Source organism: Pseudomonas sp. JE3303, from assembly GCF_056312565.1.
On record NZ_JBWGIF010000012.1, the window covers coordinates 36,266 to 58,946 of the forward strand.

Genomic DNA, 22,681 nt, shown 5'->3' on the forward strand with positions numbered 1-22,681 from the left:
AATGATCTTTTTTCAGGGCAAAAGAATTTTCAGCGCTATTTTCGACATGGACGGAACCATGTTCGATACCGAGCGCTTGCGTTTCAAGACGTTGAAACAAGCTTCCATGGAAATCTTCGGCAAGGCGTTGAGCGAGCAGACGTTGATTGGTTCGCTGGGCCTGAGCGCGAAGAAGGCCGAAGCCCTTGCCAAGGCGCACAACGGTGAAGACTTTCCTTACGCGCAGATTCGAAAGCGCGCCGATGAGTTGGAACTGGAGTATGTCCGCAATCACGGGGTGCCGATCAAGGCCGGATTGCTGGAAGTGCTGGAGCGACTACGCAAGTCTGGCTTGACGATGGCAGTCGCCACTTCCAGTCGCCGGGCTATTGCAGAGGAGTACTTGATCAACGCCAATGTGCTCAAGTATTTCGACATCACCGTCTGTGGCGATGAAGTCAGCCAAGGTAAACCCCATCCCGAGATATTCCTGCGGGCAGCCCGTGCGCTCAATTGCGAGCCCGGCCAATGCTTCATGGTCGAAGACTCGGAAAACGGCATGCTGTCAGCAATACGAGCCGAAGGGCAGGCGATCCTGATCGAAGACATCAAGCCGCCGGCGCCAGAGATCAAGGCTGGCGCGCTCAAGGCCTACCGCAGCATGAATGGATTCCTGGCCGACTTGAGCGAGTGCGTGCCTGATCTGGGCACGCCAGAGCTGAATGAGCCGTTTCCTTCCTCGCTGAACCAGTTTCGTGTCGGCATCCATGGTTTCGGGGCCATTGGTGGCGGTTACCTGACCCAGGTGTTCTCCCATTGGGATGGTTATACCCGGCCGTGTGAAATCATTGCGGCGACCCGTTCCCGCATGCTCAGGGAGACTGTCTCGGCGCTCGGCCGTTACAGCGTGCGCTACGGGGCGACCTCGTTCGACCAGACGATCGAGAATGTCCGCATGATCGACATGGACGATGCCGACGCGGTGATCGACATGTACAACACCGCTGAAATCATCGGGCTGAGCCTGCCTGAGCAGGCCATCCGCAAACAGGCCCAGGTCATTGCCAGAGGCCTGCTGCGACGCTTCGAGCGCCGGGGCCGCGACCTGACCATTCTGATTGTGCTGAACAAGATTGGCGGGGCGGCGTTCGTGCGCCTGCATGTACAGGCAGAGCTGGAGCTGCTGTGCCCGCCAGATATCAGCAAGCAGATATTGCAAAAGACCCACTTCGCCGAAACGGTCGTCAGCCGCATCGTTTCCAAGATCAGCAATGACGCTCTGCTTCGACAACTGCGTATCAAGTCCCGGATGTTCCAGAACAGCCTTGAGGACGAACCCGCGGTGGCCAGGAAGCCGTCGGCGCCGCCACCCGAATACGAACGCCTGATCGGGCGGTTCAGGCCCTTCGCGCAGTCCAGCAGCGCGATGAGCCAGCTGCATCTGATCCTGTTCAACAGCGAGCCCGACATGCCGCTGTATGTAGAGCGCGGAAGCGACCTGCTGGAACGTCTGCGCCAGGTCAAAACGGTGACGGACATCGCTCAGATCCAGACCATAAAGAACCGGCTGTGGAATGGCCCTCATGCCATCATCGCCTGGTACGCGAGCCTGCTGGGCTACGACTGGGTAGGGCAGGGCATGGGCGATGCCCGTGTGAGTGCGCTGGCAGAGCGCTTGATCAGCCAGGAAGTCGCGCCCGCACTGATCGCTGAAAATGCCCACATGGCAGAGGCGGTCAGCAGTTTTGCCGATACCTTCCTTGACCGCTGCAAAACGTCCTTCAAGGATCCTTGCGCTCGTGTAGGGCGCGATCCGTTGCGCAAAATGCAGCGCCACGAGCGCATCCTGAGCAGCATCGATCTTGCACGCAAGCATGGCATCCAGACGCCTGCGCTGGCCTTCGGGGCAGCCCTTGCCGTTCACTATGCGCTGCGCTGCAGCGACAGCAAGGATCTGGAGGCCCAGGTGATAAAGCAGTTGTACAAGGACAACGATGGGAATGTCGAGGCCGTGCTGACTCATGACGGCGACTACAACGGCAGGCCCTATCCGGGAATGGACCCGATCGTTGACTCGGAACTGATCGACACCATTTCAGGTAATTTCCGGCACCTGCAGGAAGTGGTCCCGAGCAAGTGGGCGGCTCCATTTGCAATGGAGAGCAGGCCGTCGCATTGAAGCCACTGGCCTGATCACGGCTGGAGCCTACTCCTGCCGTCGAATATTACCTATCTGCCGCAAACTCAATCCGTACTTGTCCGCCAACAGGCTGCGGGACAGCCCGTTGGCACTCTCCAGCTGGATCTGCTGGTTGCGCAGCTGGCGCAGGAAGTGATCGGCCTTGGGAATTTCAAGCGCCATGCCAGCGAACCGCTTGATCAAGGCGTCCAGGGCGTCGGTCGGGAGGATCTCTACCAGCCGGGTCCGCTCGCGGTGCTTGGGTATGTACTTGGGCCGCCCACCGTAGGCGCAGGTCAGGCGGTAGGCGTTCTCGATTCCGATGCACTCGATCAGCGACTGCAGCGAATGGGGCAGTTGCGCGACATCGATGCGGGTGAGGTCATGCAGTTCCATGGTGACTCCCTGGGGCGAGGGTAAGGCAACGCAGTGCCCGGACTTCCGTGCCGAGCGTTGAAAGCCATCACGCTTCGAGCCGTGAAATGGCTTCGGTCGATTCTCGACCAGCGGCACTTTTCGTGACTAGGGGCCAACTGAACCAGCAGTTGTAGCCCTATGGGTCAGCGTTTTGAGAGCAGCGTGTACCGTCTGCGTAGGACTTCCCACCACCTGTACCCTGGAAGCCTTGAATGTATTGAGGGGCGATGTTCCCTGTTAGCGCTGGGTTGCCTACCCACCGCTGATCTCATGGGGGTTCAGGATGGCAGCGCTCACAGGCAACCAGGCAATGCGAAATGCTCCGCGGTGACGGGGTGGCGTTGTATGATGGCGACGGTTCGAAACGAGCCTATTGTCCCTGATGTCGCAAGGAACCTTCGATGACACACGTGCAGCGCCTGAAATACTCCATCCTGATCATCCTGGTGGTACTGGGCATCATGCTTGGTCTGTCCCACCTGCAAAAGCAGGGGACAATCAGCGAACAGACCTTCCAGTACATCGCGATAGCCGTTGCGGTCATCGTGGTAGTGATCAACGGTCTGCTGCGGCGCAAGGTAAAACCCTGAGGCCCTCAGGGCATGGCCGGCGCCCGCCGGCCAGACTTTCAGCGCGAGGCAGGCTGCTCCAGCACTGCCCGGGCTTGAGGGTTCAGGCTGTAGCACTTGTCGCTGCCCAGGGTGATGACGCCCTCGGCGCACAGGCGCTTGAGTACCTCGCGTACGCTTAGAAACGAAAGCGGGATGTCCAGTTGCTCAAGTTGCGTGTGCACCCCCCGCACGCCGATGCTGCGCCCGTTGCGGCCAGCGTGGTGCAGCGCATCGATGACCTTCAGGCGGATCAGGCTGGTGCGCAGGCCGTACACCCGCAACAGCTCGCGAATCTGTTCGTTGCCGACCCGCTCATCAAGGTTGGCGGGCTGCTGTGTCTTGGGCGCGGCGGGGCGTTCGCCAGCCTCTGGTGCGGCTTGAGAGTCGTACATGTGAATGCTCCTTTTCGTGGACTGTCCCGAAGAAACGGTGAGGGCCTCACTTATTAAGACGAATGAGCAGCCGAAAACTGCAGTGCCGGGTGAAAATAATTCGCCACTCCCTTTTCAAGACGTCCGGGCCGTATCTTTTGCGTAAAATTTCCTTCCTGGTTTTCGTCTGGTCGGGATGACCCTTGAATCCGCAGGAGTGCCCGTGATCCCCCATTTCCGTCCCCTGGCGACCCTCGGCCTGGCGGCCGCCCTGGTCGCTTGCAGCCTCGCCGCGCACGCGCGCGAGGCCAGCGGTGAGGCCTCGGCCCAGATCCGCCGCACCAGTTTTGGCGTCCCCCATATCGTGGCCAAGAATGAGCGTGGCCTGGGCTATGGCATAGGCTACGCGTACGCCCAGGACAACCTGTGCCTGCTGGCCAACGAGATGCTCACGGTCAATGGCGAGCGCTCGCGCTATTTCGGTCCGTCGCGGACCACCTTCGAACGGCGCAAGAACCTCGACAGCGACCTGTTCTTTACCTGGCTCAACACTCCGGCATCGGTGTTCGGCTTCTGGCAGGCGCAGCCTCAAGAGGTGCGCGCGTTGCTCGAGGGCTACGCCAGCGGCTACAACCGCGCCCTGGCTGAACGCAAGACGAAGGGCCTTCCGCCTGAATGCGGCGAGGGCGACTGGGCACGGCCGATCACCGCGCTGGACCTGGTCAAGTTGACCAGGCGGCTGCTGGTCGAGGGCGGCGTAGGCCAGTTCGCCGAGGCACTTGTGGCGGCAACTCCGCCAAAGGCCACCGCGCAGCACTCGACCGCTGACTTTGGCGTGATTGCCGCCCGGCAAGCCGGCTTTGCCGTGGAACGTGGCAGCAACGCCGTGGCGGTGGGTGGGCAACGCTCCGCCAATGGCCGTGGACTGCTGCTGGCCAACCCGCACTTCCCCTGGATGGGCGGCCTGCGCTTCTATCAGATGCAACTGACCATCCCAGGCCAACTGGACGTCATGGGCGCTGCCTTGCCGGGCCTGCCGGTGATCAATATCGGTTTCAACCAGCACATGGCCTGGACGCATACGGTCGACACCTCCAGGCACTTCACCCTCTATCGCCTGGAGCTCGATCCGAAAGACCCGGCCCGCTACCTGCTCGATGGCAAGTCGCTGCCGCTGGCCCGCAAGACCCTGTCAGTCAAGGTCAAGGGCGAAGACGGGCAGTTGACCACTGTCGAGCGCGAAGTCTATAGCTCAAGCTTCGGCCCGGTGGTGCAGTGGCCTGGTCGGCTGGACTGGGACGCGCGCCACGCCTACAGCTTGCGCGATGCCAACCTGGACAACACGCGGGTGCTGGAGCAGTGGTATCGCATCAACCGAGCTGGCAGTCTGGATGCGCTCAAGGCGTCGGTGCAGCAACTGCAGGGCATCCCATGGGTCAACACCCTGGCGGTGGACGCTGGCGGCAAGGCGCTGTACATGAATCAGTCGGTCGTGCCCTACGTCGACCAGCAATTGCTGGCCCAGTGCAGCGACCCGGCAGCGGCGGGGCAGCCCATGGTGGTGCTGGATGGTTCGCGCAGCGCGTGCCAGTGGAAGAATGACCCCCAGGCCGCCCAGCCCGGCATCTTCCCGGCGCACAAGTTACCGTCTCTCGAGCGCGCCGATTTCGTGCAGAACTCCAACGATGAGGCCTGGATGGCCAACCCCGCGCAGCCACTGACCGGTTTTTCGCCGGTGGTGAGCCGCGCCGATCAGCCGTTGGGCATGCGCGGTCGCTTCGCGCTGGAGCGTCTGGCGGGTTCGGCGAAGATCGGCACGGACGAACTGCAACGCCTGGTAATGGATGACGAAGTGTACATGGCCAGTCTCGTACTGCCCGACCTGCTGGACTGGTGCAAGGGCGTCGATGCCACGCTGCAGCCACTGTGCAGCAGTCTCAAGGAGTGGAACGGCAAGGCTGATGTGGACAGCGGCATCGGCCTGGTGCATTTCCAGAATATCCTCCAGGCGCTGCTCCAACACCCTGACTTCTGGCGCGTCGCCTTCGACCCGGCCGATCCGCAGCATACCCCGCGCGGGCTGGCGGTCGAGCAGGCGGCAGTGCGCAAGCAGCTCGAAGCGGCAGCCCGGAAATCGCTGCAGATGGTCGCCGAGGCGGGGCTTGCTGCTGACAGCCGCTGGGGGCAGATCCAGCAGTCGGCCGACGGCACCGCCGTGCATGGCGGTCCGCAATCGCTTGGAGTCTACAACGCTATCCAGAGCGTGCCGCAGGCCCAGGGCAAACGCCTGGTGGTCAGTGGTACCAGCTACCTGCAAGTGGTGAGCTTTACCGACAAGGGGCCGCAAGCGCAGGGCTTGCTGGCGTTTTCGTTGTCCAGCGAAGCCGGATCGACTCACGCCAGCGACCAGACCCGCGCGTTCTCAGCCAAGCAGTGGCAGCCGATTCCATTCACCGAAGCGCAGATTAAGGCTGATCCGCAGTATCAGGCTTACGCGATCAGCGAAAAGGACAAGGCGCCTGTGGCAGCCAAGTGAGACGTCATTGAGCACCACCCCCGTTTCATGCAGGAACGGGGTGGGTGATTCAGAAAGCAAACGGCGCCAGCTGGAAGCCATGCTCATCCACCTGCAACGCCCAGCCTTCCCGGTCCCAGTCCCCCAGCACGATGCGCCGGGCGGGCTGGTCATCGACCATCAGCTTGTGTATCGCCGGACGATGGGTATGGCCGTGCACGAGGGTGCGCACGCCATGTTCGCGCATCACCCGGGGAATTTCCTCGGGGGTTACGTCAACGATATCGGTCGCCTTCATCCGCGTTTGCGCGCGGCTTTCACTGCGCAGCTTGCGCGCGAGCTTCTGGCGGCTGCCCCGGGGCAGATGCCGAAGAATCCATAGCGTCAGCGGATTACGCAGGTAACGGCGTAGCTTCATGTAGGCCAGGTCGCGGGTGCACAGGCTGTCGCCATGCATCAGCAATACCTGTTCGCCGCCCAGCTCGACCACGCTCGGGTCGGCCAGCAAGGTGCAACCGGCCGCCTTGCAAAAGGCCTTGCCGATCATGAAATCGCGGTTGCCATGCATCAGGTAGACCGCCGTGCCCTTGTCGCTAAGGCAGCGCAGGGCCTGGCAGATCTGTTGCTGGAAGGGCGACATGGCGTCATCGCCGATCCAGGCCTCGAAAAAATCGCCGAGGATGTACAGCGCACGGGCATGCTGCGCACGCCCGCCGAGCAGATCAAGAAACGCCCGGGTGATATCCGGGCGCTCTTCTTGCAAGTGCAGATCAGAGATCAGCAGAATCACTCAATGATCTCTGCTTTCTCGATGATCACGTCCTCGCTCGGGACGTCCTGGTGGCCGGCCTTGGAGCCAGTGCGCACGGCTTCGATGGCGTCGACCACTTCACGGCCTTCGGTCACCGCGCCAAACACGGCGTAGCCCCAACCCTGCACGTTCTTGCCGCTGTGGTTGAGGAAGTCGTTGTCCGAGGCGTTGATGAAGAACTGCGCCGAGGCCGAATGCGGCTCCATGGTGCGGGCCATGGCGACGCTGTACTTGGTGTTCTTCAGGCCGTTGTCAGCTTCGTTCTGGATGCTGGCGCGGGTTTTCTTCTGGCTCATGCCAGGCTCGAAACCGCCGCCCTGGATCATGAAGCCCTTGATCACACGGTGGAACACGGTGTTGTCGAAGTGGCCTTCCTTGACGTACTGAACGAAGTTCTCGACGGTCTTGGGGGCTTTTTCGGCGTCCAGTTGCAGGACGATCACGCCGTGGTTGGTGCTCAATTTGACTTTGGACATGCTGAAATTCGCTCTTTCAAGGCATTTGGAAAAGGTGTGCAAAACGTTGCCTACAACCACCTGACGCACAGCCGGGCAGTAACGACACAACGCACGCGACCGATATTTTGCACAGGCGGCAATAAAACGCGCCAGTTTGTCGGCGTCGAGGTGTCGGCAGCTTGACTGGTTCGGCTATGATAAGCGCTTTGATTCAGTCGGCCTACCCAGGCCGTGTACCGGTATTCAAGGATCCTATGAGCAAGCCCACCGCCGACACCGCTCCCAACGCCCCTGCCAAAGGCGCCCCAGCCGTCCCTGCGAACTTCCTGCGCCCGATCGTGCAGGCCGACCTGGACGCGGGCAAGCACAGCAGTATCGTCACCCGTTTCCCGCCTGAGCCCAACGGTTACCTGCACATCGGCCATGCCAAGTCGATCTGCGTGAACTTCGGCCTGGCCAAGGAGTTCGGCGGTGCCTGCCACCTGCGCTTCGATGACACCAACCCGGCCAAGGAAGACCAGGAATACATCGACGCCATCCAGAGCGACGTCAAGTGGCTGGGCTTCGAATGGACGGGCCCGGTGCGCTATGCCTCCGAATACTTCGGCCAGCTGCACGACTGGGCGGTCGAGCTGATCAAGGCCGGCAAGGCCTATGTCTGCGACCTGACCCCAGAGCAGGCCCGCCAGTACCGCGGCAGCCTGACCGAGCCAGGCAAGGACAGCCCGTTCCGCGAACGCAGCGTCGAAGACAACCTCGACCTGTTCGCCCGCATGAAGGCAGGCGAATTCAAGGACGGCGAGCGTGTGTTGCGCGCGAGGATCGACATGGCCTCGCCGAACATGAACCTGCGCGACCCGATTCTCTACCGCATCCGCCATGCCCATCACCACCAGACGGGTGATGCATGGTGCATCTACCCCAACTACGACTTCACCCATGGTCAGTCGGATGCCATCGAAGGCATCACCCACTCGATCTGCACTCTGGAGTTCGAGGGCCATCGCCCACTGTACGAATGGTTCCTCGACAACCTGCCGGTGCCGGCCAAGCCGCGCCAGTACGAGTTCAGCCGCCTCAACCTGAACTACACCATCACCAGCAAGCGCAAGCTCAAGCAGCTGGTCGACGAGCAGCACGTGCATGCCTGGGACGATCCGCGCATGTCAACCCTGTCGGGCTTCCGCCGCCGCGGCTACACCCCGGCCTCGATCCGCAACTTCTGCGAGATGATCGGCACCAACCGTTCCGACGGTGTGGTCGACATGGGCATGCTCGAGTTCAGCATCCGTGACGACCTCGACCGCACCGCGCCGCGTGCCATGTGTGTATTGCGCCCGCTCAAGGTGGTCATCACCAACTATCCCGAAGGCCAGGTCGAGCAGCTCGAACTGCCGCGCCACCCCAAGGAAGACATGGGCGTACGTGTATTGCCCTTCGCCCGCGAGATCTACATCGATCGCGACGACTTCATGGAAGAGCCGCCAAAGGGCTACAAGCGCCTGGAGCCGGCCGGTGAAGTACGCTTGCGTGGCAGCTACGTGATCCGTGCCGACGAGGCCATCAAGGACGCCGACGGCAACATCGTCGAGCTGCGCTGCTCGTTCGACCCCGACACCCTGGGCAAGAACCCCGAGGGTCGCAAGGTCAAGGGCGTGATCCACTGGGTGCCAGCCCAGGACAGCGTCGAGTGCGAAGTGCGCCTGTACGACCGCCTGTTCCGCTCGGCCAACCCCGAGAAGACCGAGGAGGGCGGCAGCTTCCTGGACAACATCAACCCGGATTCGCTGCAGGTGCTCACCGGGTGCCGTGCCGAGCCTTCGTTGGGCAATGCCCAGCCTGAAGACCGTTTCCAGTTCGAGCGCGAGGGCTATTTCTGCGCCGACCTGAAGGACACCCAGCCGGGTCGCCCGGTGTTCAACCGCACAGTGACCCTGCGCGACTCGTGGGGCAGCTAAGGAATTTTCGTGCTTACCATCTACAACACTCTGAGCAAGGCCAAGGAAGTCTTCAAGCCGCTTGAAGGCAACAAGGTGCGCATGTACGTCTGCGGCATGACCGTGTACGACTACTGCCACCTGGGCCACGGCCGCAGCATGGTGGCCTTCGACCTGGTCACCCGCTGGTTGCGTTTCAGCGGCTACGACCTCACGTACGTACGCAACATCACCGACATCGACGACAAGATCATCAATCGTGCCAACGACAACGGCGAGGCGTTCGATGCCCTCACCGCGCGCATGATCGATGCCATGCACGAGGATGAGCGGCGCCTGAACATCCTGCCGCCGGACCAGGAGCCTCGCGCCACCGACCACATCGCCGGCATGCACGCGATGATCCAGACGCTGATCGACAAGGGTTACGCCTACGCGCCGGGGAATGGCGACGTGTATTACCGCGTCGGCAAGTTCGTCGGCTACGGCAAGCTGTCACGGCGCAAGATCGAAGACCTGCGCATCGGTGCGCGCATCGAGGTCGACGAGGCCAAGCAGGATCCGCTCGACTTCGTCCTCTGGAAAGCCGCCAAGCCCGGCGAGCCGAGCTGGGAGTCGCCGTGGGGCGCGGGCCGTCCTGGCTGGCACATCGAGTGCTCGGTGATGTCGACCTGCTGCCTGGGCGAGAGCTTCGACATCCATGGCGGTGGCAGTGACCTTGAGTTCCCGCACCACGAGAACGAGATCGCCCAGAGCGAGGCCGCCACCGGCAAGCCGTACGCCAATGCGTGGATGCACTGCGGCATGATCCGCATCAACGGCGAGAAGATGTCCAAGTCCTTGAACAACTTCTTCACCATCCGCGACGTGCTCGACAAGTATCACCCCGAGGTGGTCCGCTACCTGCTGGTGGCCAGCCACTACCGCAGCGCGATCAACTACTCCGAGGACAGCCTGCGCGACGCCAAGGGCGCCCTCGAGCGTTTCTATCATGCGCTGCGCGGCTTGCCGCGCGTGGCTGCGCAGGGTGGCGAGGCTTACGTTGAGCGCTTCAAGGTCGCCATGAACGACGACTTCGGCACCCCCGAAGCCTGCGCCGTGCTGTTCGACCTGGTCCGCGAGATCAACCGCCTGCGCGAGAGTGAGCCAGAGGCCGCCGCAGGGCTTGCCGCGCGGCTGCGCGAATTGGCGGACGTGCTGGGCGTATTGCAGCTCGATGCCGATGACTTCCTGCGCGCCGGTGCCGAAGGCAAGGTCGATGCGGCCGAGGTCGAAGCCTTGATCCAGGCGCGCCTGGATGCCCGCGCGGCGAAGAACTGGGGCGAGTCCGACCGGATTCGTGATCAGCTCACGGCCATGGGCGTGGTGCTCGAAGACAGCAAGGGCGGGACTACCTGGCGCCTGGCCGACTGACCGGCGCCCACCTCATCACGGCGGGTTTGTTTCACCCGCCGTGATGGGGCCTACTTGGCACTCCCGATCGGACAATGCAGCACCAACCCCGCCCCACCCAGTTCGCTGTTCCCCACTTCGAGCTTGAATCCGTGCAGATCCACGATCGCCGCTACGATCGACAATCCCAGCCCGAACCCCGCATGCCGGTGGCCTTCCTCGCTACGATAAAAGCGCTTCAGCACCGCCTCGCGCTCTTGCTCGGGAATACCCGGCCCGCTGTCCTCCACGGCGATGTGTACGCCTGACGCATCCTGGCTGGCACGCAAGCGCACCACACCCCCCTCTGGCGTGAACTTGATCGCATTGCCGAGCAGGTTGGCCAATGCCTCGAACAACAACTCACGATCGCCATGCAGCGCTGGCAACTGCGTCGGCTGCTCAAGCTCCAGGCGGATTTGACCGTCTTCGGCCAGGGGCAGATAGAAGTCATGCAGTTCGGTGAGCAGCGCATGCGGGTCGAGGTCGACGAATCCTGCCCGGCGTTGGCGGTCTTCGAGTTCGCTGATACGCAGCAGCCCACGAAAACGCGCCATCAATGTGTCGGTCTCTCCGATGGCTTGCTCCAGCGCCTCGGCCTGGGGCCCGTCGTCACCACCTTGCTGGCGAATCCGATACAGCTGGGCGCGCAAGCGGGTGAGCGGGGTGCGCAGGTCGTGGGCAATGTTGTCACACACGCCCTTGACCTCGTGCATCAGGCGCTCGATGCGGTCGAGCATGACATTGACGATCGCGGCCAGCATGTCCAGCTCGTCACGCCGGGCAGACAGTGGCAGGCGCCGGGTAAGATCCCCGGCAACGATCAGCTCGGCGCTGGCCTGCACCGCACGGATGCGCTTGAGCGGGCGCATGCGCAACAGGTACCAGCCTGCGACACCGGGGATGATAGTCAGCGAGAGGCCCCAGAGCAGGGCATGCAGGATGATCCGCGTGACCACGAACAACGAGCCGTTGTCACGCACCAGCACCAGCCAACGGCCATCATTGGCCTTTATCGCCACGGCGTCGCAGCTATCGCGCGGCAGGTGAGGATCGTCGGCGTCCAGGCAGCGCTTGAGCTCATGTACCTGGCCGTCCAGTCGCAGCTCCGTTGGTATCTGCCGGATACGGCCACCGATCGGATTGAGCTGGGCATCGAACAGCCCGTAGGCGTCGAAGCTGCGGTCCTCGAATGCCTGGCTGGCGATCAGCGCATCATCCAGCTGCTTGCCGCTCATGTGCGCGAACAGGTGCTGGCGCTGCAGCATCGAATGCCGTGTGAGCTTGTTGAGGTAGCTTGACACCTCGAAATACAGCACGCCCATCAGGATGCTGCTCCAGGCCACGAACAGGAAGCTGTACAGGGCCAGCAGGCGGCTGGTCGACGAGCTCCAGCCCTTAGACGGGTTCAGCAATGGCATAGCCCGAGCCCCGCACCGTGCGAATCAGTGCCGTCTGGCCGGGGGCGTCGATCTTCTTGCGCAAGCGGCCGATGTGCACGTCGATCAGGTTGGTGCCCGGGTCGAAGTGATAACCCCAGACTTCCTCGAAGATCATCATCCGCGTGATGACCTGCCCGGCGTGACGCATGAGGAATTCCAGCAGCTTGTACTCGGTGGGCAGCAGGTTGAGTGTCTGCGCGCCGCGACGCGCCTCGTGGCTGATCAGGTCGAGCTCGAGGTCGGCGACCTGCAGGCGGGTCTGGGTGGTCGGTACGCTGTTGCGCCGCAACAACACCTCGACGCGCGCGGCCATCTCGTCGGAAGCGAACGGTTTGGTCAGGTAGTCGTCGCCACCGGCGCGCAGGCCGCGCACCCGCTCATCGACATCGGAGAGCGCGCTGATCATCAGGATCGGCGTGGTGATTTTAAGGGTACGCAGGGTAGTGACGATGGTCAGGCCATCGACCTCCGGGAGCATGCGGTCCAGGGTGATCAGGTCGAAGCCACCGGCAATGGCCTTGGCCAGGCCCTCGCGGCCGTTGTCGGCCCAGTCCACTTCCAGGCCGTGGCTGGTGAGCTCGGCAACGATTTCCTGGGCGGTGACGGCGTCGTCTTCGATGGTCAGTACGCGGGGCATGCTAATACCTGGGCAGCGAGTAGAGGTCTGATTGTGCCAAAGAATAGACCGCGCCCGGTTTAAGAAAAATTCATGTGGGTGTCAAAAGCATCGCGGCGGTTCGGCACCCCGACAAGCCCACTCCTACAGGTCCGTAGGAGCGGGCTTGTCGGGGCGTCGGACCGCCGCGATTGGCGCTCGAATGAATCTAGTCGACCTTGACGATCCACCCAGCCGGCGCTTCGACATCACCGCTCTGAATGCCAGTCAGCTCGGTATAGAGCTTCTGGGTCACCGGCCCGACCTCGCTTTCGCTGTAGAACACATGCAGCTTGCCGTCGAATTCGATGCCCCCGATCGGGGTGATCACTGCAGCGGTACCGCAGGCGCCGGCTTCCTTGAACTGGTCGAGCTTGTCGATCAGTACGTCGCCTTCGACCACGGTCAGGCCCAGACGCGATTGCGCCAGCTCCATCAACGACAGGCGGGTGATCCCTGGCAGTACCGAAGCGGACTTCGGCGTGATGAACTTGTTGTCGGCCGTGATACCGAAGAAGTTGGCCGAGCCGACCTCTTCGATCTTGGTGTGGGTCAGCGGGTCGAGGTAGATCGCATCGGCGAAGTTGGCTTTCTTCGCTTCGGCGCCTGGTTGCAGGCTGGCGGCATAGTTGCCACCGACCTTGGCGGCACCGGTGCCTTGCGGGGCAGCGCGGTCGAAGCTGGAGATCTGGAAGTTGTGCGGCTTCATGCCGCCCTTGAAGTACGAGCCGACCGGGATGGCGAAGATCGAGAAGATGAACTCGGGTGCAGTGCGCACGCCAATGTTGTCACCGACGCCGATGACGAACGGGCGCAGGTAGAGGGCACCCTTGCCGTGCGGCGGGACGAAACGCTCGTTGGCCTTGACGACCTGTTTGCACGCTTCGATGAATGCCTCGGTGGACACATGGGGCATCAGCAGGCGGGCGCAGCTGCGCTGCATGCGCGCGGCGTTCTGGTCCGGGCGGAACAGGTTGATCGAGCCGTCCTTGCAGCGATAGGCCTTGAGACCCTCGAAGCATTGCTGGCCATAGTGCAAGGCAGTCGAGCCCTCACTGATGTGCAGCTGGTTGTCTTCGGTCAGGGTGCCCTGGTCCCACTCGCCATTGCGCCAGTAGGACAGGTAGCGCTTGTCAGTCTTGATGTAGTCGAAGCCCAGTTTGTCCCAGTTGATCTCGTTACTCATGACACCCTCGATTGTCTTGCTGATACCTGATCGCTCAGGCCGCCATTATTTGCGCACCCCGCCACGATAATACATCCGCCACCGATCGGAAACGGCCAGTAACGAATTGGACCCCGGTGCTCTCGAAACCGGGTCTGCCCTTACTCTTGCTGCTCACAGAACCGCAACCGATTCCCGAACGGATCGGCGATCTCCATCTGCAACCCCCAGTCCACCCGCTGTGCCTGGGGACGGGAATAGGTATAGCGCTTGGCAAGCAGTTCCTGCTCGAACGCCACCAGGTCTTCAACCCGCGCGAAGACCGTGGAGCCTGGGGTGGCATCGCCATGATGCTCGCTCAGGTGCAGGATCAAACCGTCCCGGTGGATCTGTACATAGAGAGGAAGGTCTTCGGCAAAACGATGTTCCCAGTCCAGCGTGAAACCAAGGAATTCCAGGTAGAACGCCTTGGCTTTGTCGACGCAGAAGATACGCAGCACCGGGATGGCAGGGGCTAATTGCATGTTTTCAAATCCTTTGAAGTAACAAGTGAGGTGGCAAGCGCTCCGCAACGGTGCGTTCGCGCACCCGCTCAACGGCGGTGAATGCCTCGCAACAGGGCGCTTGCCGAGTTGGCCCGCAACCTGCAAACGCCTGACTGTCGATTGCTGATCGATTGGTCAGGCATGCGTTCTCGAGCGCATGCAGGTTGTTCAACCATGGCGCCCAGTGCGCCGTGTTTACCGGGACTTTAAGGCATGTCGCTGCCGGAAACCATCACGCAACAGGATGCGCAGTCAGGCTGGAGCGCGGAGCTCAAGCTGCGCTTCGTGCGCCGCGAGCGGGAGACCCGTATTGGTGCGCGCGCGCACTTCGGACCTCTTTTGGTGCAGCGACCCTTTTATCCAGAGGGCGCGCCCTGCCATGTCTACGTACTTCACCCGCCAGGAGGCATTGTGGGCGGCGATCGTCTGGCCCTGGATATCCATCTGGAGGAGGGCAGCCATGCGTTGCTGACGATGCCGGGTGCCAGCAAGTTCTACCGCAGTGCCGGGCCGACCTCCCACCTTGCACAGCATTTCCACCTGGAGCAGGACAGCACCCTGGAGTGGCTGCCACAGGACAGCATCTTCTTCGCGGGTGCCCGCGCCGCGCTGCAGAGCCGCTTCACCCTGGAGCCCGGTGCGCGCCTGCTGGCCTGGGAAACCCTGTGCCTGGGCCGTCCGGTGATGAACGAGACGTTCAGCCACGGCACGCTGGACAGCCGGCTGATCATCGACATGCCCGGCGACCCCGGCCTGCATGAGCGCCTGCGCATCGAGGGCGGGAACCTGAACAAGCTTGCCGGCCACCCGCTGCTGGCCACTTTCTGCGCCGGACCCGCCGACGGCACGACGCTGGACATGGTGCGCGCCGAACTAGAAGACGTGACGACACCCGCTGGCGCCACATTGCTAGGGCAGTTGCTGGTGATCCGCCTGCTCGACCACGACAACCAACATCTGCAACACACCCTGCAACGCCTGTGGCATGTGCTGCGTCCGGCCGTGATCGGCCTGGCACCATGCCCGCCGCGTATCTGGGCTACCTGAGAGAGGCACGATGGAGCTGACCCCTAGAGAGAAAGACAAGCTGCTGCTGTTCACCGCAGCCTTGCTGGCCGAGCGTCGCCGCGACCGTGGCGTGAAGCTCAACTATCCCGAAGCCGTGGCGTTGATCAGCGCCGCGGTGCTGGAGGGCGCGCGCGATGGCCGTACCGTGGCCGAGCTGATGAGCCTGGGGCGCGACGTACTCACTCGAGAGCAAGTGATGGAGGGGGTCCCCGAGATGATCCACGACGTCCAGGTCGAAGCCACATTTCCCGACGGCACGAAACTCGTGACCGTGCATGACCCCATCGTCTGACAGCCGCAGGAGCGCAGCATGATCCCAGGAGAAATCCAGGTCGCCGCCGGCGACATTGAACTCAACGCTGGTCGCCCGACCGCCAGCGTCAGCGTGGCCAACCATGGCGACCGACCGGTGCAGGTCGGCTCGCACTATCACTTTTTCGAGGTCAACGACGCGCTGGTGTTCGACCGCGGCGCGGCCCGTGGTTACCGGTTGGACATTCCCGCCGGCACCGCAGTGCGCTTCGAGCCCGGCCAGGCTCGCACCGTGCAGTTGGTGGCCTATGCAGGCAAACGAGAGGTCTACGGCTTCCAGGGCAAGGTGATGGGATCGCTGGAGGAGCAGGCATGAGCCGGCTGTCGCGTCGAGCCTACGCCGACATGTTCGGGCCCACGGTCGGCGACCGTGTGCGTCTGGCCGACACAGCCCTCTGGGTGGAAGTGGAAAAGGACTTCACGGTCTACGGCGAGGAGGTCAAGTTCGGCGGCGGCAAGGTGATCCGCGACGGCATGGGACAGGGCCAGATGCGCTCGGCCGAGTGCATGGACCTGGTGTTGACCAACGCCTTGATCATCGACCACTGGGGGATCGTCAAGGCGGACATCGGCATAAAGGCCGGGCGCATCGCCGCGATCGGCAAGGCTGGCAATCCTGATGTGCAGCCGGGCGTGACCGTGCCAGTGGGGCCGGGCACCGAAGTCATCGCCGCCGAAGGCAAGATCGTCACCGCAGGCGGAGTCGACTCGCACATCCACTTCATCTGCCCACAGCAGGTGGAAGAGGCGCTGACCAGCGGCATCACCACGTTCATCGGCGGCGGCACGGGCCCGGCCACCGGCACCAACGCCACGACCTGCACACCGGGCCCTTGGTACCTGGCGCGCATGCTCCAGGCCGCGGACAGCCTGCCGATCAACATCGGCCTGCTGGGCAAGGGCAACGCCTCGCGTCCTGAAGCCCTGCGCGAACAGATCGACGCTGGTGCCGTGGGCATGAAGCTGCACGAAGACTGGGGCTCCACCCCGGCGGCCATCGACTGCTGCCTGAGCGTGGCCGAGGAAATGGATGTGCAGGTGGCGATCCACACCGACACGCTCAACGAGTCCGGTTGCATCGAAGATACGCTGGCGGCCATTGGTGACCGCACGATCCATACGTTCCATACCGAAGGTGCGGGTGGCGGCCATGCGCCGGACATCATCCGCGCAGCAGGTCAGGCCAATGTGCTGCCGTCCTCGACCAACCCGACGTTGCCCTACACGGTCAACACCGTCGACGAGCACCTGGACATGCTCATGGTCTGCCACCACCTGGACCCCAGCATTCCCGAGGACGTGGCGTTCGCCGAGTCGCGCATCCGCCGTGAGACCATCGCCGCCGAAGACATCCTGCACGACATGGGGGCGTTCTCCATGACTTCGTCCGACTCCCAGGCCATGGGCCGCGTCGGCGAAGTGGTGTTGCGCACCTGGCAGGTCGCCCACCAGATGAAACTGCGCCGAGGGCCGTTGAAGCCCGACAGCGACTACAGCGACAACTTCCGGGTCAAGCGCTACATCGCCAAGTACACCCTCAACCCGGCGCTGACCCATGGCATCGCGCATGAAGTGGGCTCGATCGAGGTAGGCAAGCTGGCGGACCTGGTGCTCTGGGCACCGGCCTTCTTCGCGGTGAAACCGGCGCTGGTGATCAAGGGCGGGATGATTGCCACGGCGCCCATGGGCGACGTCAACGGCTCGATCCCGACTCCCCAACCGGTCCACTACCGGCCCATGTTCGGCAGCCTTGGCGCGGCCCGCCATGCCACGCGCATGACCTTCCTGTCCCAGGCTGCGATGGACCGTGGGCTTGCCACGGAGCTCGGCCTGCGCAGTCTGATCGGCGTGGCCAAGGGCTGTCGCCAGGTGCGCAAGGCAGACATGGTGCACAACAGTCTGCAACCGGTGATCGAAGTCGACTCGCAAACCTACCAGGTGCGCGCCGATGGCGAGTTGCTGGTCTGCGAACCGGCTACCCAGTTGCCGCTGGCCCAGCGTTATTTCCTGTTCTGATGGAGGCTACATGATTGTTCTGACCCGTCGTGTCACCGAGGGTGCCGCGACCACCGGCAGCGTCACGCTGAGCGTGGATGCGCGCATCAAGAGCCGCCTGCGCGTACAGCTAGACGATGGCCGCGATGCTGGCCTGATGCTTGAGCGTGGCCACCTGTTGCGTGGCGGCGAACTGCTCGGCGACGAGCAGGGCGTACACGTGATCCGCGTGCTCGCAGCAAACGAAGCGGTATCCACCGTACGCTGCGCCGACCCGCTGCTGCTGGCCCGCGCCGCCTACCACCTGGGGAACCGGCACGTGCCGCTGCAGATCGAGTCCGGCCTGCTGCGCTACCAGCACGACCATGTGCTGGACGACATGCTGCGCGGGCTGGGTCTCGCAGTCGAGACCGAGCAGGCGCCGTTCGAGCCCGAGGCCGGGGCCTACCAGAGTGCACCACACGGTCACGGTCACAGCCATGATCACGCCCAGGATCACCCCTTCGTGCGACTCCCTGGCCACGCTCACTCCTGATCTCCACCCGAAGAAGAACCTGCCATGAAAAAGTCCCTCGCCCTGATCCTCCTGCTGGTCGCCGTCCCTGCCTTCGCCCATCCCGGCCATGACACGCATCCGCTGCAGGACGGTCTGCTGCACCCACTTACCGGCCTCGACCACCTGCTCATGTTGCTGGGCACCGGCGTGCTCGCTGCGCTGACCGGCCGCACCTTGACCTTGCCGCTGATGACCCTGGGCGCGATGTTCGGCGGGGCCGTGCTAGGGCACCTGTTCGGCGGCGTGATCGGCATGGAACAGATGATCATTGGCTCGCTGCTGGTGGCGGCCGCCGCCTTGCTGGTGCCTGGCCGTCAGCTGTGGCTTGCCCTGGCCATGCCGCTGTTCGCGCTGTTCCATGGTTGGGCCCATGGCGTGGAAGCCAGTCCCGGCGCGTTCTGGCTGTTCAGCGCAGGCTTTGTGGCGGTCAGCGGCCTGTTGCTGGCGGCAGGCTTCGGCGCGGGCGTTCTGCTGCGTCGTCATGCTCGCTTGCAGCAAGCCTTTGGTGGCGGCCTGCTGGCGGGCGCGGCGCTGGTCCTGGCAGGCTGATGCAGGCCGACCTGGCGCTGTTGCGCGTGCTGCAGCTGGCCAGCCCCGGCTTGCCGGTGGGCGGCTTCACCTACTCGCAGGGCCTGGAATGGGCCGTGGAGGCGGGGTGGGTGGCTGACACCGCCGGCTTTTGCGCCTGGCAGCGCGAGCAGTTGCACGACACCCTGGGTTGCCTCGACTGGCCTGTACTGGCACGGCTGTACCGCGCCTGCCAGGGCGATGATGCCCAGGCCTTCGCCTACTGGACGCGATTCTTGCTGGCCAACCGTGAAACCGCCGAGCTGCGCCTTGAAGAGCGCCAGCGCGGCAGCGCCCTGGCGCGCCTGCTCGATGGCTGGCAACTGTCACAGGATCCTGCCTGGCGCGACAGTCTCGCGCAGAGCCAGCTTGCCGGCATGGCCTGGTTGGGTGCGCACTGGAACGTGCCCCTGCGCGACCTCTCTCTGGGCCATGGCTTCGCCTGGCTCGAAGGCGCGGTCATGGCCGGGGTCAAGCTTGTGCCCTTTGGCCAGCAGGCTGCCCAGACCCTGCTGCGTGACCTCAGCCAAGCGCTGCCCGAGGTGCTCGACCAGGCACTGGCACTGGGCGACGACCAGCTTGGCGGCAGCCTGCCGCTGCTGGCCATCGCCTCGGCGCGACACGAAACCCAATACACCCGATTGTTCCGTTCTTGAGGATTGCCCCCATGCAAAGCTACCAACAACCCCTGCGCGTCGGTGTCGGCGGCCCTGTCGGCTCCGGCAAGACCGCGTTGCTCGAAGCCCTGTGCAAGGCCATGCGCGACCACTATGAAATTGCCGTGGTGACCAACGACATCTACACCAAGGAAGACCAGCGCATCCTCACCGAAGCCGGCGCCCTGGCGCCCGAGCGCATTGTCGGTGTCGAGACAGGCGGCTGCCCGCACACCGCCATTCGCGAGGATGCCTCGATGAACCTCGCGGCGGTCGAGGACCTGGCGCGCAAGTTCGGCAACCTGGAAGTCATCTTTGTCGAGAGCGGAGGAGACAACCTCAGCGCCACCTTCAGCCCTGAGCTCGCCGACCTGACGGTGTACGTGATCGACGTGGCCGAAGGCGAGAAGATCCCGCGCAAGGGTGGGCCGGGCATTACCAAGTCGGATTTCCTGGTGATCAACAAGATCGACCTGGCGCCCTATGTCGGCGCATCGCTGGAAGTCATGGAAAAGGACACCCACCGGATGCGCCCTGAGCGGCCCTGGGCGTTTACCAACCTGAAGACGGGACAAGGGTTGCAGGCGGTGATCGATTTCATCATCGAGCGTGGAATGTTGCGCGCGCGGGGGTGATGGCCCGGCTGTGTCGTCCCGGAACGGCGTTGCGTCGTCCCGGAACGGCGCGCGCGAGCGTTACAACGCCATCACCGGCGATAACCCCACCGACTCCCGTCGAACACTGGCCAACGGCACGATCACCAGCAGCAAGGTCAACACCACGGTCACGCCAATCCCCCAGGCCGCAAGACTGAACCCGCCCAGCGAGATCAACCCGCCAGAGATCGCCGGCCCCACCGCCAGCCCCAGGCTCAGGAAGCTGCTGGCCGCCGCAACGACGCGGCCTTCGCGGTCGAGCTCCGCAGCCAGGCCAGTGAGGTAGCTCAGCGCGTAGAAGTAGGTGACGCAAATGGTCATCACTCCGGCGGTATACAAGGTCTTGGAATGTTCCCCGAGCACGTAGCTGAGGCTGGTCCCACCGGTCAGCAGGATCGCCAGGATCACCGGGGTGCTCATGCCGAAGCGCTTGCCGATCATCGCGGCGATCAACGGGCCGATCAAACCCACCACCGACTGCACCGAGAGCAGCACGCCAAGCTCGTCACCGGTGTAGCCAACCAAGGTGCCAATGCGCTCGACAAACGCCCAGCCCATGGTGTCACGGGCCTGGAAGACGAACATCGCGAGCATCATGCAGATGGCCGGCAGGCTCAGCAGCACGTTGCCCGTACCGCTCTTGCGCGCAGTGGAAGGGACGGCCTCGGCGACAGGTGCGCGTTGCGCGAGCATGGGGATGGCCAGCAGCATCACTGCCATGGTCGCGGCCATGGCGTAGTACAGCCCCGGCAGGCCATACAGCGCCATGACCTTGGCGTAGCCGAGCATGACCACGATCATCAGCAGCACCGACAGCACGTTCATGTGCCCTGCAATGCGGTCCGGATGCCGGGCACTCGACACCGCGGCGTTACCGCAGGCCAGCGCCAGGCCTGCACCGAGTCCGGCCAGGCAGCGTACGGCGGCCAGGGCGTAGATATCCCCTATGTTGGCGCTCGCAATGTTGGCCACGATGGCCAGCAGGGTGCCGCCGAGCGCAAGCGTCCTGCGTGGCGCACGCCCCATGAACGGGGCGATCACCAACGAGGCGAGCATGGTGAAACCGAATTCGGCGGACATCAGGATCCCGGCCTGGGCCTCATTGAGCGCAAGATCATGAATGATCGCGCTGATCAGAAAGGGCAAGGCCCACAGGCCCAACAGGCCGACGCCGTAGGCAGATGCTGCGGCGGAGAACACCAGACTCCAGCTCTCAGGCAGGAAATTTCGTATTGTTTTCATGGGTGATCCCTGGATGGCAAGCACATCGATGGGTGGCGGCGCGCCGAGCGGGCGCGCCTGTGGAAGCGTTACTGCCGGCTCTCGTCGACCGGAGTGCCGTCGTCATATTGCGAGAGCCAGGCAACCATGGCATCGCGATAGCGGGTGAAGCCCTTGTAGTCCACCAGCTCCTGGTCAAGGTCGCGGATTACCCGGTGCATGCGCTTGGCCCACTGCGGGGCGAACTCGGCCAATTGCTCGAGGCTGACCAGGTAGGTGCGCACCGGGAACAGCACGGCGTTGCTGCGCGGCAGGCGGTGCAGGGGTTGCAGCTCGACGCGGAGGTTGACCAGCTGGCCGACGTTTTCGGCGGTGACCACCGTGCGGTCCGGCGCCCAGTCAGGCAGGGTCTCGGCCGAGGTCTCAAGGCGCGGATTGACGGTGATCGACCAGTTGGTACGGCGCACCGGGTGGCCTGGGCGCAGGCGCAGCAGGAACTTCAGCGCACGCTGCAGGATGCCCATTTCATGAAGCTTGGGCACCGGGCCGTGAAACTCCATGAAGCTCATGCCAAGGTTGAAGCGCAGCGAATAGTCCGCGCGCTGGGTGGCCATGCCCGCGCCCATCACCAGGGTCTCGTCGCGCTCTTCGAGCAGGATGAACTCGCCTTGCGCCTGTCGGGTGATGTACTCCATCGGGTCCATCGGCAGGGTGCTGGCGTCACCGAACGTGAAGGTCTGGTCGATCTGCAGCGGGCGGTTGATCCAGTGCCACTGGCTGCCCTTTTTTTCCAGGGTGAAATGCTCGGGAAAATCGCGCGAGTACGATTCCATGAGCAGTTCGAGCAGGTCCCACTGCGCCTCCATCATGTGCGGCAGTGCGGCATAGTGCACGCCGGGCTGGCCATCGAGCGTCTGCGCCCGGTGATGACACTCGGAGATGTAATGCTCGTCGATGTCGAACTGCGCGCGCAGCGCACCGGTGCCAAAGGGCACATGCGGCTCGACGTTCATCGAGTACATGTACTGGTCTTCGGGGTATGGGAACGGCAGGCGCAGCACTGCGTCGCGGCTGTTGGAGTAGGTGTGCCCGCCAACATCGGCGTAGGTTTCGATCGGCTTGAAAACGGTCATC

General features: G+C 63.4%; 23 protein-coding genes. 13 read left to right on the forward strand and 10 right to left on the reverse strand.

Going from position 1 to position 22,681, the window contains the following annotated elements; genetic code table 11:
* Position 1 precedes the first annotated feature (1 nt).
* On the forward strand, positions 2–2,158 hold the full coding sequence (gene mtlD, locus AC0ZZU_RS17585; protein WP_476342411.1) for a bifunctional mannitol-1-phosphate dehydrogenase/phosphatase: 2,157 nt from the start codon (positions 2–4) through the stop codon (positions 2,156–2,158).
* A gap of 27 nt (positions 2,159–2,185) precedes the next feature.
* On the opposite strand, the gene AC0ZZU_RS17590 is transcribed toward mtlD, so the two are convergent.
* A complete protein-coding gene (locus AC0ZZU_RS17590) occupies positions 2,186–2,554 on the reverse strand; it encodes a Mor transcription activator family protein (RefSeq protein WP_476342412.1) in 369 nt (122 codons plus the stop codon).
* 422 nt (positions 2,555–2,976) lie between these two features.
* On the opposite strand from AC0ZZU_RS17590, the gene AC0ZZU_RS17595 reads away from it, so the two are divergent.
* Entirely contained in the window at positions 2,977–3,165 is a 189-nt protein-coding gene (locus AC0ZZU_RS17595) for a hypothetical protein (RefSeq protein WP_324120719.1), read from the forward strand.
* A gap of 38 nt (positions 3,166–3,203) precedes the next feature.
* Here AC0ZZU_RS17595 and AC0ZZU_RS17600 read toward each other — a convergent pair whose 3' ends face one another.
* Positions 3,204–3,578 (reverse strand): RNA-binding protein, encoded by a 375-nt coding sequence (locus AC0ZZU_RS17600; protein WP_476342414.1) that lies wholly within the window; start codon positions 3,576–3,578, stop codon positions 3,204–3,206.
* A gap of 175 nt (positions 3,579–3,753) precedes the next feature.
* Between AC0ZZU_RS17600 and pvdQ the strand changes: the two genes are divergently transcribed.
* A complete protein-coding gene (gene pvdQ, locus AC0ZZU_RS17605) occupies positions 3,754–6,093 on the forward strand; it encodes a bifunctional acylase PvdQ (RefSeq protein ID WP_476342415.1) in 2,340 nt (779 codons plus the stop codon).
* A gap of 49 nt (positions 6,094–6,142) precedes the next feature.
* Here the strand turns inward: pvdQ and lpxH are convergent, their stop codons facing one another.
* Positions 6,143–6,862 (reverse strand): UDP-2,3-diacylglucosamine diphosphatase, encoded by a 720-nt coding sequence (lpxH, locus tag AC0ZZU_RS17610; RefSeq protein ID WP_476342416.1) that lies wholly within the window; start codon positions 6,860–6,862, stop codon positions 6,143–6,145.
* Entirely contained in the window at positions 6,859–7,359 is a 501-nt protein-coding gene (locus AC0ZZU_RS17615; RefSeq protein WP_476342418.1) for a peptidylprolyl isomerase, read from the reverse strand. Before AC0ZZU_RS17615 ends, lpxH begins: the two co-directional genes overlap by 4 nt.
* Before the next feature lie 236 nt (positions 7,360–7,595).
* On the opposite strand from AC0ZZU_RS17615, the gene AC0ZZU_RS17620 reads away from it, so the two are divergent.
* Together AC0ZZU_RS17620 and cysS are read left to right on the forward strand one after the other, a co-directional pair.
* Positions 7,596–9,299: a glutamine--tRNA ligase/YqeY domain fusion protein gene (locus AC0ZZU_RS17620; RefSeq protein ID WP_476342419.1), complete on the forward strand. Its 1,704-nt coding sequence runs from the start codon at positions 7,596–7,598 to the stop codon at positions 9,297–9,299.
* Positions 9,300–9,308: 9 nt separating this feature from the next.
* Positions 9,309–10,691 carry a cysteine--tRNA ligase gene (cysS, locus tag AC0ZZU_RS17625; protein WP_476342421.1) on the forward strand — a complete coding sequence of 461 codons (1,383 nt, stop codon included), beginning with the start codon at positions 9,309–9,311 and terminating at the stop codon, positions 10,689–10,691.
* A gap of 50 nt (positions 10,692–10,741) precedes the next feature.
* Here the strand turns inward: cysS and AC0ZZU_RS17630 are convergent, their stop codons facing one another.
* The 4 genes from AC0ZZU_RS17630 to AC0ZZU_RS17645 all read right to left on the reverse strand — a co-directional run bounded on the left by AC0ZZU_RS17630 (position 10,742) and on the right by AC0ZZU_RS17645 (position 14,495).
* A complete protein-coding gene (locus tag AC0ZZU_RS17630; RefSeq protein ID WP_476342422.1) occupies positions 10,742–12,130 on the reverse strand; it encodes a sensor histidine kinase in 1,389 nt (462 codons plus the stop codon).
* Entirely contained in the window at positions 12,108–12,788 is a 681-nt protein-coding gene (locus tag AC0ZZU_RS17635) for a response regulator transcription factor (RefSeq protein WP_476342423.1), read from the reverse strand. The genes AC0ZZU_RS17630 and AC0ZZU_RS17635 overlap by 23 nt, the downstream gene beginning before the upstream one ends.
* 187 nt (positions 12,789–12,975) lie before the next feature.
* Positions 12,976–13,992, reverse strand: coding sequence for a branched-chain amino acid aminotransferase (locus AC0ZZU_RS17640; protein ID WP_476342425.1), 1,017 nt, complete (start codon positions 13,990–13,992; stop codon positions 12,976–12,978).
* 140 nt (positions 13,993–14,132) lie between these two features.
* The gene (locus AC0ZZU_RS17645) at positions 14,133–14,495 is read right to left on the reverse strand and encodes a glyoxalase superfamily protein (RefSeq protein ID WP_476342426.1); all 363 of its coding nucleotides are present in this window, start codon (positions 14,493–14,495) and stop codon (positions 14,133–14,135) included.
* Positions 14,496–14,729: 234 nt separating this feature from the next.
* Here AC0ZZU_RS17645 and AC0ZZU_RS17650 point away from each other — a divergent pair, with 234 nt between their 5' ends.
* Genes AC0ZZU_RS17650 through ureG form a run of 8 tightly spaced genes read left to right on the forward strand, consistent with a single transcriptional unit; the run spans position 14,730 to position 20,305 of the window.
* Complete coding sequence (locus AC0ZZU_RS17650; protein WP_476342428.1) at positions 14,730–15,563, forward strand: urease accessory protein UreD; 834 nt, start codon at positions 14,730–14,732, stop codon at positions 15,561–15,563.
* Between the two features lie 10 nt (positions 15,564–15,573).
* Entirely contained in the window at positions 15,574–15,876 is a 303-nt protein-coding gene (locus tag AC0ZZU_RS17655; protein ID WP_158458328.1) for an urease subunit gamma, read from the forward strand.
* A gap of 18 nt (positions 15,877–15,894) precedes the next feature.
* The gene (locus AC0ZZU_RS17660) at positions 15,895–16,212 is read left to right on the forward strand and encodes an urease subunit beta (RefSeq protein ID WP_476342429.1); all 318 of its coding nucleotides are present in this window, start codon (positions 15,895–15,897) and stop codon (positions 16,210–16,212) included.
* A complete protein-coding gene (ureC, locus tag AC0ZZU_RS17665) occupies positions 16,209–17,912 on the forward strand; it encodes an urease subunit alpha (RefSeq protein WP_476342430.1) in 1,704 nt (567 codons plus the stop codon). The genes AC0ZZU_RS17660 and ureC overlap by 4 nt, the downstream gene beginning before the upstream one ends.
* 10 nt (positions 17,913–17,922) lie before the next feature.
* Complete coding sequence (ureE, locus tag AC0ZZU_RS17670) at positions 17,923–18,426, forward strand: urease accessory protein UreE (RefSeq protein ID WP_476342431.1); 504 nt, start codon at positions 17,923–17,925, stop codon at positions 18,424–18,426.
* Between the two features lie 24 nt (positions 18,427–18,450).
* Positions 18,451–18,996, forward strand: coding sequence for a HupE/UreJ family protein (locus tag AC0ZZU_RS17675; RefSeq protein WP_476342432.1), 546 nt, complete (start codon positions 18,451–18,453; stop codon positions 18,994–18,996).
* A complete protein-coding gene (locus AC0ZZU_RS17680; RefSeq protein ID WP_476342433.1) occupies positions 18,996–19,670 on the forward strand; it encodes an urease accessory protein UreF in 675 nt (224 codons plus the stop codon). Before AC0ZZU_RS17675 ends, AC0ZZU_RS17680 begins: the two co-directional genes overlap by 1 nt.
* Before the next feature lie 11 nt (positions 19,671–19,681).
* Positions 19,682–20,305 (forward strand): urease accessory protein UreG, encoded by a 624-nt coding sequence (gene ureG, locus AC0ZZU_RS17685; RefSeq protein WP_476342434.1) that lies wholly within the window; start codon positions 19,682–19,684, stop codon positions 20,303–20,305.
* Between the two features lie 60 nt (positions 20,306–20,365).
* Here ureG and AC0ZZU_RS17690 read toward each other — a convergent pair whose 3' ends face one another.
* Both AC0ZZU_RS17690 and AC0ZZU_RS17695 read right to left on the reverse strand, forming a co-directional pair.
* Entirely contained in the window at positions 20,366–21,568 is a 1,203-nt protein-coding gene (locus AC0ZZU_RS17690; protein ID WP_476342435.1) for an MFS transporter, read from the reverse strand.
* 68 nt (positions 21,569–21,636) lie between these two features.
* Positions 21,637–22,680: a heme-dependent oxidative N-demethylase family protein gene (locus tag AC0ZZU_RS17695; protein ID WP_476342436.1), complete on the reverse strand. Its 1,044-nt coding sequence runs from the start codon at positions 22,678–22,680 to the stop codon at positions 21,637–21,639.
* Position 22,681: the final 1 nt, after the last annotated feature.